General features: G+C 69.5%; 13 protein-coding genes. 3 read left to right on the top strand and 10 right to left on the bottom strand.

The genetic code is table 11. The features are described from left to right. The first annotated feature begins 19 nt into the window (after nt 1–19). Both PVE36_RS15160 and PVE36_RS15155 read left to right on the top strand, forming a co-directional pair. Nucleotides 20–1,405 (top strand): FAD-binding oxidoreductase, encoded by a 1,386-nt coding sequence (locus PVE36_RS15160; RefSeq protein ID WP_277453504.1) that lies wholly within the window; start codon nt 20–22, stop codon nt 1,403–1,405. Next, nucleotides 1,402–2,670 carry a cyclopropane-fatty-acyl-phospholipid synthase family protein gene (locus PVE36_RS15155; RefSeq protein ID WP_277453503.1) on the top strand — a complete coding sequence of 423 codons (1,269 nt, stop codon included), beginning with the start codon at nt 1,402–1,404 and terminating at the stop codon, nt 2,668–2,670. The genes PVE36_RS15160 and PVE36_RS15155 overlap by 4 nt, the downstream gene beginning before the upstream one ends. A gap of 89 nt (nt 2,671–2,759) precedes the next feature. Here PVE36_RS15155 and PVE36_RS15150 read toward each other — a convergent pair whose 3' ends face one another. From PVE36_RS15150 to PVE36_RS15110, 9 genes are all read right to left on the bottom strand, one after another. Further along, nucleotides 2,760–4,181, bottom strand: coding sequence for an NADH-quinone oxidoreductase subunit N (locus PVE36_RS15150; RefSeq protein WP_277453501.1), 1,422 nt, complete (start codon nt 4,179–4,181; stop codon nt 2,760–2,762). Between the two features lie 15 nt (nt 4,182–4,196). Beyond that, nucleotides 4,197–5,687, bottom strand: a complete 1,491-nt coding sequence (locus PVE36_RS15145) for an NADH-quinone oxidoreductase subunit M (RefSeq protein WP_277453500.1) — start codon at nt 5,685–5,687, stop codon at nt 4,197–4,199. A 2-nt stretch (nt 5,688–5,689) separates the two neighbouring features. Continuing rightward, complete coding sequence (locus PVE36_RS15140; RefSeq protein WP_277453498.1) at nt 5,690–7,600, bottom strand: proton-conducting transporter membrane subunit; 1,911 nt, start codon at nt 7,598–7,600, stop codon at nt 5,690–5,692. Beyond that, complete coding sequence (locus PVE36_RS15135; protein WP_277237957.1) at nt 7,597–7,899, bottom strand: NADH-quinone oxidoreductase subunit K; 303 nt, start codon at nt 7,897–7,899, stop codon at nt 7,597–7,599. The genes PVE36_RS15140 and PVE36_RS15135 overlap by 4 nt, the downstream gene beginning before the upstream one ends. Next, nucleotides 7,896–8,462 (bottom strand): NADH-quinone oxidoreductase subunit J, encoded by a 567-nt coding sequence (locus PVE36_RS15130; protein WP_277453495.1) that lies wholly within the window; start codon nt 8,460–8,462, stop codon nt 7,896–7,898. The genes PVE36_RS15135 and PVE36_RS15130 overlap by 4 nt, the downstream gene beginning before the upstream one ends. A 3-nt stretch (nt 8,463–8,465) precedes the next feature. Then, nucleotides 8,466–9,401, bottom strand: coding sequence for a complex I subunit 1 family protein (locus PVE36_RS15125; protein WP_277453494.1), 936 nt, complete (start codon nt 9,399–9,401; stop codon nt 8,466–8,468). Continuing rightward, a complete protein-coding gene (locus PVE36_RS15120) occupies nt 9,394–10,695 on the bottom strand; it encodes a hypothetical protein (protein ID WP_277453491.1) in 1,302 nt (433 codons plus the stop codon). Before PVE36_RS15120 ends, PVE36_RS15125 begins: the two co-directional genes overlap by 8 nt. Next, entirely contained in the window at nt 10,686–11,036 is a 351-nt protein-coding gene (locus PVE36_RS15115) for an NADH-quinone oxidoreductase subunit A (protein ID WP_277453490.1), read from the bottom strand. Before PVE36_RS15115 ends, PVE36_RS15120 begins: the two co-directional genes overlap by 10 nt. Before the next feature lie 123 nt (nt 11,037–11,159). Beyond that, nucleotides 11,160–11,759, bottom strand: coding sequence for a YdhK family protein (locus PVE36_RS15110; protein WP_277453489.1), 600 nt, complete (start codon nt 11,757–11,759; stop codon nt 11,160–11,162). A 256-nt stretch (nt 11,760–12,015) separates the two neighbouring features. Here PVE36_RS15110 and PVE36_RS15105 point away from each other — a divergent pair, with 256 nt between their 5' ends. Continuing rightward, nucleotides 12,016–12,423 (top strand): four-helix bundle copper-binding protein, encoded by a 408-nt coding sequence (locus tag PVE36_RS15105; protein ID WP_277453488.1) that lies wholly within the window; start codon nt 12,016–12,018, stop codon nt 12,421–12,423. Between the two features lie 80 nt (nt 12,424–12,503). Here PVE36_RS15105 and PVE36_RS15100 read toward each other — a convergent pair whose 3' ends face one another. Beyond that, a complete protein-coding gene (locus PVE36_RS15100) occupies nt 12,504–13,235 on the bottom strand; it encodes a F510_1955 family glycosylhydrolase (RefSeq protein WP_277453487.1) in 732 nt (243 codons plus the stop codon). Nucleotides 13,236–13,402 lie beyond the last annotated feature (167 nt).

Here is a 13,402-nt window from a genome sequence, read left to right as displayed (position 1 = left end):
CTCGGCTACAGTTGCGTGTATGGCGCAGGTAGTTGGCTGGGCCTCGCACAACGAGGCCGTGGAGCGGCTCGTCCGGTCGCGCGAGGCGATCCCGCACGGCTCACCGGTGCGACTGGCCAAGAAGACATCGAACCTCTTCCGGCCGCGCTCCGGCACGGCCGCGCCCGGGCTCGACGTCTCGGGGCTCACGAGCGTCATCGAGGTCGACGCCACCAACCACACCGCGCAGGTGCAGGGCATGTGCACCTACGAGGACCTCGTCGCGGCCACGCTGCCGCACGGCCTCATCCCGCTCGTCGTGCCGCAGCTGCGCACGATCACCCTCGGCGGGGCGGTCACCGGCCTGGGCATCGAGGCCACGAGCTTCCGCAACGGGCTGCCGCACGAGTCCGTCCTGGAGATGGACGTCCTCACCGGCTCCGGCGAGGTCGTCACCGCCACGCCCGAGGGCGAGCACGCCGACCTCTTCGCGGCCTTCCCCAACTCCTACGGCTCCCTCGGGTACGCCGTCCGGCTGCACATCGAGCTCGAACCGGTCCGCTCGCGGGTGGCCCTGCGGCACCTGCGCTTCCACGACGCGACCGCGCTCGCCGGCGCCGTCGAGCAGATCATCGCGGCGGGTGAGCACGAGGGGACCCGGGTGGACGGGCTCGACGGCGTCGCCTTCTCCCCGGACGAGCTGTACCTGACCCTCGCGACGTGGACCGACGAGCCCGGGCCGACGAGCGACTACACCGGCCAGCAGATCTTCTACCGCTCCCTGCAGCAGCGCACCACCGACCTGCTGACGATGCACGACTACCTCTGGCGCTGGGACACCGACTGGTTCTGGTGCTCGGGGGCCTTCGGCGTGCAGGACCCCCGCATCCGTCGGGTCTGGCCGCGGCGCTGGCGCCGCTCGGACGTCTACCACAAGATCATCGGCCTCGACCGGCGCTTCGACGTCGTCGACCGGCTCGACGCCCGCGCCGGCCGCCCGCTGCGCGAGCGGGTCATCCAGGACGTCGAGGTCACCGTCGACCGGCTGCCGGAGTTCCTCGAGTGGTTCGACGCCGAGGTGGGCATGCGTCCGGTCTGGCTGTGCCCCCTTCGCCTGCGGGAGGTCGACGGCGAGGTGCGCACCTGGCCGACCTACCCCCTTCGCCCGGGGGTGACCTACGTCAACGTCGGCTTCTGGGGGACCGTGCCCGTCGGGGACGACGCGCCCAACGGCCCGCTCAACCGCGCCATCGAGGCCAAGGTCCACGAGCTCGGGGGGCACAAGTCCCTCTACTCCGAGGCCTACTACGACCGGGAGGTCTTCGACCGCCTCTACGACGGCGCGAACCTCGCCCGTGTACGACAGGACTACGACCCCGACGGCCGGCTGACCGGCCTCTACGAGAAAGCGGTGGGAAGGCAATGAGCACGATCGCGATCGCCGACGCGTTGGCGTCCTTCGTGCCGGAGGAGCTTCCGGTGCACATCACGGCGTACGACGGCAGCTCCGCCGGACCGCCGGATGCTCCCTTCACCATGGACCTGCGCACCGAGCGGGGGCTGTCGTACCTGCTCACCGCGCCGGGGGACCTGGGTGTCGTGCGGGCGTACGTCATGGGCGACCTCGTCGCGACCGGCTTCAACCCCGGCGACCCCTACCCGCTGATGAGCGCCATGCGCAACCAGAAGCGGTGGCGCATGCCCGGGCCGACGGAGGCGCTGGAGGTGGTGCGCGGACTGGGGTGGCGCCACCTCGACCCGCCGCCCGTCCCGTCCCAGGAGCACCTGCCGCGCTGGCGGCGCGTGGTCGAGGGGTTGCGGCACAGCAAGCAGCGCGACTCCGCGGCCATCAGCCACCACTACGACGTGTCCAACCGCTTCTACGAGCTGGTCCTCGGGCCGTCGATGACCTACACGTGCGCGCTCTTCCCGACCGCCGACACCTCGCTCGAGGACGCGCAGTTCGCCAAGTACGACCTCATCGCGCGCAAGCTCGACCTGCAGCCCGGTCAGCGGCTGCTCGACGTCGGGTGCGGTTGGGGAGGGATGGTCATGCACGCCGCGCGGGAGTACGGGGTCCGCGCCCTGGGCGTCACCCTCTCCCGGGCACAGGCCGACTGGGCCAAGGAGGCCATCGACCGCGCCGGTCTCGGGGACCTTGCCGAGGTGCGGTTCATGGACTACCGCGACGTGCCGGAGGGCGACTTCGACGCGGTGAGCTCCATCGGGCTGACCGAGCACATCGGGGTGCGCAACTACCCGTCGTACTTCGCCTCACTGCGAGACAAGCTGCGCCCGGGTGGGAGGCTGCTCAACCACTGCATCACCCGCCCGGACAACCACCGTCGCGAGACCGGGCCCTTCATCGACCGGTACGTCTTCCCCGACGGGGAGCTGACCGGCATGGGCACGGTTCTCTCCGCGGCCCAGGACGCCGGGCTGGAGGTCCAGCACGCCGAGAACCTGCGCCCGCACTACGCGATGACCCTCGCCGGATGGAACCGCAACCTCGCGGCTCACTGGGACGAGGCGGTCGCGGAGGTCGGGGAGGGCACCGCGCGCGTGTGGGGGCTGTACATGACCGGCTCGCGGATCGCCTTCGAGCGCCACGAGCTCGAGCTCGCCCACGTGCTCGCGACCAGGACGGATGCGAAGGGGGTCAGCGGCTACCCGCTGCGGCACACCTTCTGATCGAGCGGCCTGCCCGCCAGCCCGCCGGGTAGGGCTCGTGTCGTGCAGGCCGCGACGGCGCTCCCTCGACCAGAGCAGCGCTGCCTCGTCTAGAGCATCAGGGAGTCGGCCAACGCCGACCACAGGAGTCCGGCGCCGACCCCGAGCCCCACGCTCGCGGTGGCGGCGACCACGGCGGTCACCGCGGGCCAAGCCGCGACCTCACCCGTTCGCGGGATCTGCCGATCCCGCTCACCCGAACGCGCGAGAGCGGGCCCGAACCAGCGCAGGTAGTAGAAGAGGCTGAGCAGGCTGTTGATCATCACCATCAGGGCAAGCCATGCGTGTCCGCCGTCCCAGGCCGCGGTGGCAGTGGCGAGCTTGCCCACGAACACCGCCGTCGGTGGGGTCCCCACCAGGCCCAGCAGGGCGACGAGCAGTGCCAGCGCGAGTCCGGGCCGGGCACTGACCAGTCCGCGGTAGTCGTCCAGCTCTCGGCGATCGGGAAACGTCGCGGTGACCGCGAAGGCCGCAACATTGGTGAGAGCGTACGCAGCCAGGTAGAAGAGGAGGGAGGGCAGGGCAAGATCGCTGCGTCCGGCGGCGGCCACGGGCACGAGCAGGAACCCGACCTGGGAGACCGTCGACCAGCCCAGCAGTCGGCGGGGATCGCGCTGCCAGAAGGCTGCCAGGTTCCCCAGGACCATCGAGGCCGTGGCGAGTACCGCCACGACGACCAGCCAGGACTCGTTCCCGGCTGAGACCATGGCCATGAGCCGATACATGGCCACCAGCGCTCCGACCTTGGGCACGGTGGTGAGAAAGGTCGCGGCGGTGACACCGGCGCCCTGGGCGGCGTCGGGTACCCAGAAGTGGACGGGCACCCCACCGGCCTTGAAGAGCAGACCGACGAGGACACACAGCACACCGGCGCCAACGGCTGCATCGGGAGCCGCGGACAGTCCCTCCTTGAGCCCGGCGTAGTCGGTGGCGCCGGTCAGGGCGTAGAGCAGAGTGACCCCGAGCATGAGCACGATCCCCGAGAGCGCACCCATGAGGTAGGTCTTCACGGCTGCCTCGGCCCCGGAGCGACCGCCCCTGAGTCCCACGATCCCGTACAGGGGGATGCTGGCCAGGAGGAATCCGACGATGAGCACGAGCAGGTCGGTGGTTCCTGCGAGGACCATGACCCCTGTGGCGGCGAAGAGCAGCAGCGCGTACGTGTCGGACTCGCGGGCCGAGCCAGCGATCTCCCCGGAGGCGACGCCCAGGATGAGCAGTGTGGTCAGCGCGGTGATCACCCGGGCGGCACCGGTGGCGACGTCCACCGCAAAGGTTCCGGAGAACGCGGCCTGAGCGGGCCCGGCCATGGCGAGGGCCGCTGCGACCGCTGCGCCCAGCAGCGCGAGGGCGGCCACGGCGCGGGCGATCCACTGGCGGTCCCGGGGGAGGAAGGACCCGCCCAGCAGAACGACGAGGCCACCGATGAGGGTGGTGATCTCCGGCAGCAGCAGAGCCGGTTGCATCTGCATCGATCCGTCCACCCCCTATCTCCCGACCAGGGTGACCAGGGCAGCGGACGCCGGCTCGATGACTCCGAGCAGCACCTGGGGCATCACGCCGATGAGCAAGGACAGGGCAAGCAGCGGACCGACCGACCACAGCTCCCGGCCGCTCAGGTCGGCAAATCCGGGTGACTGGCCCTGCGTGGGACCGGTGAAGACTCGCTGGAGCGCCAGCAGGAACAAGGCGGCGGTGACGAGGATGCCCGGCAGGGCGATCGCGGTGACCGGGGCGACTGCGATGCTGCCGGCGAAGATCTGGAACTCGGCGATGAACCCGGACAGCCCGGGCAGGCCCAGCGAGGCGAAGGCCGCCACGGCGAACAGTGTCGCGTAACGCGGTGCAGGCGTGGCCAGACCGCCGTAGGAACCCATGTCGTAGGTACCGGCGCGGGTGTACATCACCCCCGCCAGGAGGAAGAGGGCGGCGGTGATCAGGCCATGGCTGACCATCTGCACGACCGCGCCGGTCACGGCGACCGAACGGGCCTGCGCGGTGTCATCGACGAGGAGGCCGACCGCACCCAGGGCGAGGATGATGTAACCCATGTGGTTCACGGAGGTGTAGGCGATCATCCGCTTGAGGTTGGTCTGGGCCAGCGCCACGAACGCTCCGTACAGGACGGAGATGATGCCGACCGCCACGATCACCCAGGCCCATGCCCGCCAGGCCTCCGGCAGGATCGGCATCGCGATGCGCACGAAGCCGTAGGTCCCCATCTTCAGCAGCACGCCCGCCAGCACGGCCGAGCCGGTGGCCGGTGCATCGGTGTGGGCCGGGGGGAGCCAGGTGTGGAACGGCACGGTCGGGGTCTTGACGGCCAGACCCACGAGGATCGCTGCCAGGACGAAGCCTCCTGCCACCGGGTCGTCCTCCAGCGGCGTGGCCGCGACGAGCTCACGGATGTCGAAGGTGTGTGGGTCCGAGGCCACGTAGAGCCCGATGAACCCCAGGAGCAGGGCCAGGGATCCCAGGAAGGTGTAGAGGAAGAACTTCAGCGCGGATCTGGCGGGGTTCCCGTGGCCCCAGCCGGCGATGACGAAGTACATGCCCACGATGGACAGATCGAAGAACACGAAGAACACGATGAGGTCGGCGGCCATGAAGACCCCGAGGCTGACGCTCTGCAGGAACAGGAAAAGAGCCGTCTGCGCGCGGGGCCGTTCCCGGTCGCGAAGGGCGTAGACGGCACATGCAAAGAAGACGACCGATGTCATGGCCACCAGCGGCAGCGACAGTCCGTCCACGCCGACGTGGTAGCTGCTGCCGACTCCCGGGATCCACGGCACCTGCTCTTCGAACGCCAGCTCGTTCGTCCCGGGGTCCTCGTAACCGGCCCAGAGCACGCCGACGAGCACCAGCTCGACGGCGCTCACCGCTACCCACACCCACCGAGCGGCGGCGCCGCCCAGCAAGGGGACCGCAGCGACGACCGCGGCGACGACCAGGGGAAGAAAGAGGATCAGACTCAGCATGCTCAACCCATCACGGAGTAGACGGACCAGACCACGACGCCGATGGCGAGAACGGCGATGGTCTGGAGGAAGTACTGGTGGATGGCCCCCGTCTGCGGAGCCCGAGCCAACCGCCCGAGGCGGCGGACCTGTCCGGCGAGCGATGCCACGGCCCCGTCGACCAGAAGGTCGTCGACGCGCGCGGCCATACGCGCCAGGACCGCGGTCGCTCCGGTCAAGGCAGTCACCGCCCGGTCCAGCACGAGGTCATCGACACGCGCCGCCCTCTGCGCCAGCCCCAGGACCTGTCTTGCCAGCGCATGCACGCTCCTGTCCAGGACATCGTCGTCGAACCTGGCCAGAGTGCGTGCCACGGTCATGGAGGGACGCACAACGACGGCCTGCGCAGCCGAGGCCAGCCCCAACCAGCCGAGCGCCCATCGCGGCGCAGGCGCACGCAGCCGCAGCATCAGCAGCACGATGACCACCGCGATCACGGCCGAGACCACCAGCTCGACGGCCGGCATCGTGCCGTGGCCGCCCACGGCCTCGGCGAGCATGCCACCGATCGGCGGCAGGACGAGCAGACCCAGGACGGCCGCACCAAGCGCGAGCAGGACCAGCGGCGCCTGCTCCAGGGTGCTCACGTCCGTGGTGCCGTCAGCCCGGACTCCCGCGCGGGAGTCGCGCCGCCAGATCGCCCACAGTGCCTTGCCGGCGTAAGCGGCTGACAATGCCGCGGCCAGTAGCCCCGCCGCGTAGAGCCACGGGGATGACTTCAGCGCGGCGGTGAGCACGGCCTCCTTCGTCGCCCACAAGGACAGCGGCGCCACTCCCGCCAAGGCCAGCGCCGCCACACCCGCGGTCACACCCACGACCGGCCACCGACGGGCGACACCCCGTAGCTTCGCCAGCTCCTCGGTGCCCAGAGCGGTCAGCCATGCGCCCGCGGCCAGGAAGAGCAGAGCCTTGACCCAGGCGTGCGCCACCAGGTGGGCGGCGCCACCGCTGACCGTGCCCACGCCGGCGGCGAGCACCACGAAACCCAGCTGGGCGGCCGTGGAGGCGGCCAGCAGCTGCTTCAGCTCCCGTTGCGCCAACGCCACGACCCCCATGAGCACCGCCGTGGACACGCCGGCCCACGCAGTGAGGGGGCCGGCCCACGCGGTGGAGGCCAGCAGGGGTTCCACGCGCAGCAGGAGGTATCCGCCCATCGCGACCATCGCTGCGGAGTGCAGCAGGGCACTGACGGGGCTGGGTCCCTTCATCGCTCCGGAGAGCCAGAAGGAGAAGGGCAGCTGCGCCGCCTTGCCCAGTGCCGCCACCACGATCCCGGCGGCGGCGACGTGACGCCACGAGCCCTGCGCGTTCGGCAGGTCGGCCAAGGCCATGCCCGCCCCTCCGGCCAACGCCGCGCCCGCACTGATGTAGAGACCGAGGTCAGCCGTGCGAGTGGTGATGAAGGCAGTGAGGCCCGCCGAGACACGGTCGGGGTCTCGCCACCAGAAGCCGATCAGGGCGTAGGAGGTCGCGCCCATGACCTCCCAGGCGAACAGCAGCGCCGGGATGCTGGCAGCGGTCGCAGTGACCAGGGCGGCCGCCGCGAAGATGAGCATCAACCCGTGGAAGCGACCCCGGGACTCCCGGATGTTCCCGGCCGCGAAGATGAGGACGAGGAAGGTCACGGTGGTGATCATCGGCACGACCAGCGCGGCGAGGGCGTCGACATCGAGCGCGAAGTCCGCACCGACGACGAAGGGGTACGAGACGGTCGGGCGGGTCAGGGCAGTCACGAGCGACAGGGCGACCATGATCGCCGAGGTGATCAGGGCGATGGGTGCCGCGCCACGACCCGGACGGAGGACGGCCAGTGCACCACCCACGGTGGCCGGGAGCACCACCATGGCCACGAGTGCCGTCTGGGCGCCGATCATCGGGAGAGCTCCTCGGCCATGTCGGTCATGTCCGTCTCCGCCCGGCGATGCAGCAGCGTGGCCACCGCGAAGCCCATGGCCATCTCCACCGTCATCGCGGCCAGCACCACCAGCAACAGGACCTGCCCGGAAGGGTCAGGGGCGAGGAAGAACCAGAACCCGGCGGCTGCCAGGAGCACCCCGTTGATCATCAGCTCCAGACCCATCATCACCATCACGACGACCTGCTGCGACAGGGCGCCGTAGAGGCCCACGGAGAACAGTGCGGCCGCCACCACCAGCACGCCTTCGAGAGTCATCGGCCCACCCCCCCGGACTGAGGATCGTCAGCCGGTCGGCGGCTCAGGTCGTCGCCGAATCGGTCGTAGCGGGTGCGATGGGCAGCCAGGACCACGCCGGCCACGATCGTTGCGACCATGACCGGACCCATCACGGCCATGACGAGCATCTTCTCGCCCATGATCTCCAGACCGAGCGCGTGCGTCAGGTCCTCGGGGATGGCGCCACGGCGCTGCTGCGGCCAGGGGATGAGCAGCGCACCACCGGCCAGCAGGACGAAGGCGGCGACCGATGCGCCGATCGCCGTCTTCTTCCCATGGGTCATGTCCATGGGCATCAGTGCAGGATTCATGCCCATGAACATCACCATGTAGACGGCCATCACAGCCATCTCCATCACCATCATCAGGATCGTGATCAGCCCGAGGTAGCCCTGCTGCAGCAGCAGGATCTGCACACCCACGGCGACGAACGACAGGGCCAGTGCGTACGTGGCCCGGGCCATCGAGTCCACCATGAACACTGCGACGCCCGAGAGCACGGCGACCACGGCCAACATCCAGAACGCGATACCGATCAGCACGCCTCAGCCTCCCCGGACGACGACGAGGGACACGACCAGATCCTGGACCACGGCAGCGGGGAGCAGGACCATCCACCCGATCTCCATGAACCGGTCCGGGCGCCACAACGGAATCCTGCGACGCAGCCACACCAGCACCGCCAGCACGAGCACGGTCTTCGCAAGCATCCATGCCCAGCCGGGCAGCACCGGGCCGGCGCCACCCCCCAGGAACAGCGGTACCGAGAAGGCTGCTCCGGCGGTCAGGAAGAAGAAGCGCCCGCTCTGGAAGACCAAGCGGTCCACGGACGAGAGCTCTGCCAGCACCCCGCCGGCGATGTCTGCTGCCAGCGCGGGGGCGAACGGGCCCCACACGGAGAACCCGGCCACGCCCACCAGGTAGATGACGAAGGCCACCGGCATCCACACCACGAACCACAGGCCGTCCTGCGCGGCGACCACATCCCCGACACCGAGGCTGCTGGCGGCGATCGCCGGAGCCACGAGGGCGAACATCAGCGGCAGCTCGTAGGCCAGTCCATGGGCAAGGAAGCGGTAGCCCCCCACCAGACCGTGGGTTGAGTTGGCCCCCCATCCGGTCAGCCACACCAGCGCCCAGACCATGACATCGACGACGTTGAACCACACGATCCCCACCTGCGGATCGGCCAGCACCCACCGGCCCAGGGGGATCACCGCGACCACCAAGAAGGCACCGACGAACATCCCGGCACCACCGATCCGCCACAGCAGGGTGTCGGCGGCCAGGGTGGTGCGTCGCCGCTGCCGCAGCAGCCGGGCAGTGCGACTCAGCGGCACGGTCCATTCGCCACCGTGGCCGTCCTCGTGGGCCGACAGCCGCGCGTCCAGCGCGACGGCAAGGTAGGCCAGGGCGCACAGGATGACTCCGGCCGGCACGGCCCACCACACAGGAACGATCTCCAGGGCACCGTCAGGCATGCCCCACCCCCTGGTCGACCAGGAACGGCTCCATCCCCACACTGGCCACCGCCAGCCGCGCGGTGGCCAGCTCCAACCCGACCACCAGCTGCGGCACCTTCTCCCACGGCACCGCGTGGCTGGCGGCCGAGGCCGCTTCCGCGTCCGCGATCTCGGTCCGAAGCCTGTCCACCATGGACGACAGGCGGTCGTGGGCGTCTCCTCCGCAGCCCTGCGGTAGGCCGTGGCGTGCCAGGTCGGACTGATCGAGCGTTAGTACCCCACGCAGGGACCAACGCAGCAGCCATGACGTCCGCACCGTGCGGTGCAGCGTCTCGATCGCCTCTCGAGCGGCGCGCCGGTCATCACGCAGCAGGGCATCCCTGGCGCTGCGAGCGCACGTGGTCGCACGTCCCGCGCCGGTGAGCGCCAGCAGCGCAACGACTCCGTCGCACCGCGCTGCCATGGCCGATGCAGGCGGTGCTTCGGGCTCGCCGCCGCTCGGGAGTTCACCCGGCCCGTCGACGACGGACCCCTCGGCGTCGACCACGACGTCGCCCTGCAGCGAGCAGAGCAACACCAGGCCGGCCGGCCAGAACGGAAGGACGGGACCGAGTGGCAGATGCAGGACATCCATCTCGAGACCGTCGCGGTCCTCGCCACCCTCCGCCAACGCAATCCCCTCGGGGGCCATGTCCATGTCGCCGTGGTCCATGTCGCCGTGGTCCATGTCGCCGTGGTCCATGTCGCCGTGGTCCATGTCGCCGTGGTCCATGTCGCCGTGGTCCATGTCGCCGTGGTCCATGTCGCCGTGGTCCATGTCCTCGTGGTCCATGTCCTCGTGGTCCATGTCCTCGTGGTCCATGTCCTCGTGGTCCATGTCCTCGTGGTCCATGTCCTCGTGGTCCATGTCCTCGTGGTCCATGTCCTCGTGGTCCATGTCCTCGTGGTCCTCGGTCACCTGAGGCTTCTGCGCCCGCTCTCGGGCATCTGCCCGGTGGTACGAGGTGTCGAGCAAGAGACTCGCGGCGGCGTCGAGGGCTCCGTCGACGGCGCTGGGCGAGGGGATGTCGGCGCGCGCGCGTGGGCCGGGCATCTGGTCCCACAGGCGTTCCGTGAGGTCTGCGAGCTCAGGGCCCGGGGCGCCGCACACGGCCAGCACGTCAGCGTCCGCCGGCGTCCATGCCGTGCCCCAGCCCCGGCGCAGCATCTGTTGCTCGAGCTCGACGCGCGTCAGCCACTGCCCCGGAGCCTCGACGACCAGGACGCGGGCGCTGCGGACCGCGAGGCGGGCGAGGAGCCGGGTCACACCCATCGGAAGGCTCCCTCCCGCCAGGCCCACACCACGGCGATGAGGAGCGCCCCCAGGAACAGGAACATCTCGACGACCGCCGAGATCCCCTTCTCGGCCACGACCACTGCCCACGGGTACATGAAGAGCATTTCGACATCGAAGGCGAGAAAGACGATCGTGGCCGGATACCACCGTGCATGAAAGCGCGACAGAGCATGCTCCTGCGGCAACCAGCCCGACTGTGCAGGGAGCACGGCCAGCGGATCGGCCAGGACGCCGACAGCCCGGTGGAGCACATAGAGGAACGCCACTGCGATTGTCGCCACCAGCGCCATGGCCACGATTCCGTGCACGGCGATCATCCCTTCTCGCTCCGTCGGCAAACTCTCCTGAGGTGGCAGATCGGCTCGACCCTACAAGGCGTCCTGCGCCACGACCTGCGCTCTGCACCGCCCCGGCGGGTGGCGCGCGGCCCACCCGGTCCGTCAGTTCCTCGGTTGGATCTCGCTCTCGACGAACCACTTGTGGTTGGTCATCGTCTCGCCGTCGATCGTGAGGTCGACCATGTATACCGTCTCGTCGGTCGAGCGGTCGATCGTGGCCTCGGCGCCGTCCATACCGGTCATGTGGTCTGCATCCAGATCGATCTCGGTGCCGGCCGCGAGGGGCGCCTTGCCGGGATCCTCCAGCTCCTCGTGAACGACCCACTTGTGGTCGGTGACCCGCTCACCGCCATTTGTGGGGGTGTAGCTGACGGAGTAGGCCGTCGTGTCGAAGGCACCGGAGATGCTCGCCTCCGCTCCCTTCATCCCTGACAGGTGATCAGCGGTCAGCGTCACCCTCGTACCCACGGGATACGTCGGCGAGCTCGCCCTTTCGGCTCCCTGTGGGGGAGGTCCACCATCCGGCTGGTGATCGGTCATCTCCTCGCCGGACCCGTGCTCCGATTCGGACGAGCCGGACGTCATCGACGAGTGAGGTGACTGCGTTGCCTCCTCCTCTGCCGCGCCGCCGCATCCTGCAAGCAGCGCAATGACCGCCGCGGCGGTCGTCGCTGCCTGAACCCTGCGAGGGGTCGTCGCCATGCCGTCTCCTTCTCATGCTTCTCCGCTGGACTCTCTACCCGTACCCCCCACAGTATGTGCGCTTCACCGGATGAGTCCGGATGAGCCGCGAGCGTGTCCTCGCATGAACGACGGTGTCGCGAGCTGTCGCTGGGGTAGACGGCCCCCGTCCGCGGTCATTCAGTTTCCGATTACCTCGCCGGGGTAGTCCAAGCACTCGTCGACGCGCCTGCAGGATCGTTGCCGCGTCGTTCCAACGGATGGAAGGAGTAGTGCCATGCACACCGTGGAGCAGATGCTCGAGGCCTACCCGAAGGATCTGGGTGGCATCGACCGAGCCAAGCTGACCGAATGCATTCAGGCCTGTTTCGAATGTGCCCAGACCTGCACCGCCTGTGCTGACGCCTGCCTGAGTGAGGACATGGTCGCTGACCTCACCAAGTGCATCCGCACCAACTTGGACTGCGCGGACATCTGCACGACGACCGGCTCCGCGCTCTCGCGCCACACGGGCTATGACGCCAACGTGACGCGCGCCCTCCTCGAAGCGTGTGCGACGGTCTGCAAGTCGTGCGCTGACAACTGCGATGAGCACGCCTCGATGCATGAGCACTGCCGCATCTGTGCCGAGGCGTGCCGGCGTTGTGAGCGGGCCTGCCGTGACCTGATCAGTTCGCTGGCCTGACCCGCCGAGCGTTGCCGCCCTCGGCCCGCCACCTACCCGGGCGAGGGCGGCAGCTGCGCCGAGGGCTCAGAGCCCACGAGTCACTGAATCAGCACCCGGGTCGTTGTTCCTGCGTCCGTCGTGCTGATCACGCGTCCTTCGACGGACGCGATGATCTCCAGCTGCCCCTCAGCAGTGCGGCCCGCCCACAGCGCCTCGGCCGCCCCGATGCTCTTCGGGTGACGACGCCAGGTGCGGCCGGCGTCGTCACTGGTGGCGATCCGTCCTGCGGGCGAGGAGACCACGATGGTGTCCTCGTCGGCCCACGCGGCGAGAACGGCGGTCTCCGGTGGGGCGAGGGAGGCCCACGTGGCGCCATCGTCCTGGCTGATGAGCAGGCCGGCCTCGGTGGTGGCCAGTACCCTCCCGGACCTCGGAGAGGCAGCCAGTACCCGTGGGGGCGAAGGGATGTCCCGTGTGGTCCAGGTCTTGGTGTCCCGGGTGTGGCGAAGCGTCCCGTCGAAGCCGAGGACGCCAGTCGGTCCGGCGCTCAGAGCGTGGAAGTCCGATTGTCCTCCTCGTGACGCGATCTGCCAGTTGCCACCCGTGTCCTGTGAGGTGATGAGACCCACCGGCTGAGGGAGATCGGTGCCCGGTGCGGGGTGCCCGGAGGCGTAGAGAGTGCCATCGCCGTCGATGGCGAAGCCCATCAGATCGATGGCGGGACCATTGCGGACGAGGTCGCCGTCGACCTGCTGGAACAAGCCCTGGTGTGTTGCCAGCAGCAGATCACCGGTGCGCGGGTGACGAGCGACTCCATGGATGTGGATCATGGGCGGGTGTCGCTCAGTCGAACCCTCTGTCCCCGGGCTGGGCGAGCCGTTGCCTGTGGGCTGGGGTGCCTCGGTCCGCGACGTCGAGGAGCAGCCGGACAGCAGCGCCACGACAGCGGCGCCACCGGCACCAAGGACAGCGCGACGTCGGGGCCTCATGCGGTGTA

Source organism: Janibacter sp. DB-40 (assembly GCF_029510815.1).
Lineage (GTDB): Bacteria > Actinomycetota > Actinomycetes > Actinomycetales > Dermatophilaceae > Janibacter.
The sequence above is the reverse complement of the archived record's forward strand: the minus strand, read 5'-3'. Positions and strand labels throughout refer to the sequence as shown.

Bases quoted from the DNA above. Each gene is read 5' to 3' on its own strand.
- PVE36_RS15135 (WP_277237957.1), bottom strand. From the start codon at position 7,899: ATGACTCTCGAAGGCGTGCTGGTGGTGGCGGCCGCACTGTTCTCCGTG.
- PVE36_RS15160 (WP_277453504.1), top strand. From the start codon at position 20: ATGGCGCAGGTAGTTGGCTGGGCCTCGCACAACGAGGCCGTGGAGCGG.
- PVE36_RS15125 (WP_277453494.1), bottom strand. From the start codon at position 9,401: ATGCCTGACGGTGCCCTGGAGATCGTTCCTGTGTGGTGGGCCGTGCCG.
- PVE36_RS15115 (WP_277453490.1), bottom strand. From the start codon at position 11,036: ATGATCGCCGTGCACGGAATCGTGGCCATGGCGCTGGTGGCGACAATC.
- PVE36_RS15105 (WP_277453488.1), top strand. From the start codon at position 12,016: ATGCACACCGTGGAGCAGATGCTCGAGGCCTACCCGAAGGATCTGGGT.
- PVE36_RS15100 (WP_277453487.1), bottom strand. From the start codon at position 13,235: ATGATCCACATCCATGGAGTCGCTCGTCACCCGCGCACCGGTGATCTG.
- PVE36_RS15110 (WP_277453489.1), bottom strand. From the start codon at position 11,759: ATGGCGACGACCCCTCGCAGGGTTCAGGCAGCGACGACCGCCGCGGCG.
- PVE36_RS15155 (WP_277453503.1), top strand. From the start codon at position 1,402: ATGAGCACGATCGCGATCGCCGACGCGTTGGCGTCCTTCGTGCCGGAG.
- PVE36_RS15150 (WP_277453501.1), bottom strand. From the start codon at position 4,181: ATGCAGATGCAACCGGCTCTGCTGCTGCCGGAGATCACCACCCTCATC.
- PVE36_RS15145 (WP_277453500.1), bottom strand. From the start codon at position 5,687: ATGCTGAGTCTGATCCTCTTTCTTCCCCTGGTCGTCGCCGCGGTCGTC.
- PVE36_RS15120 (WP_277453491.1), bottom strand. From the start codon at position 10,695: ATGGGTGTGACCCGGCTCCTCGCCCGCCTCGCGGTCCGCAGCGCCCGC.
- PVE36_RS15140 (WP_277453498.1), bottom strand. From the start codon at position 7,600: ATGATCGGCGCCCAGACGGCACTCGTGGCCATGGTGGTGCTCCCGGCC.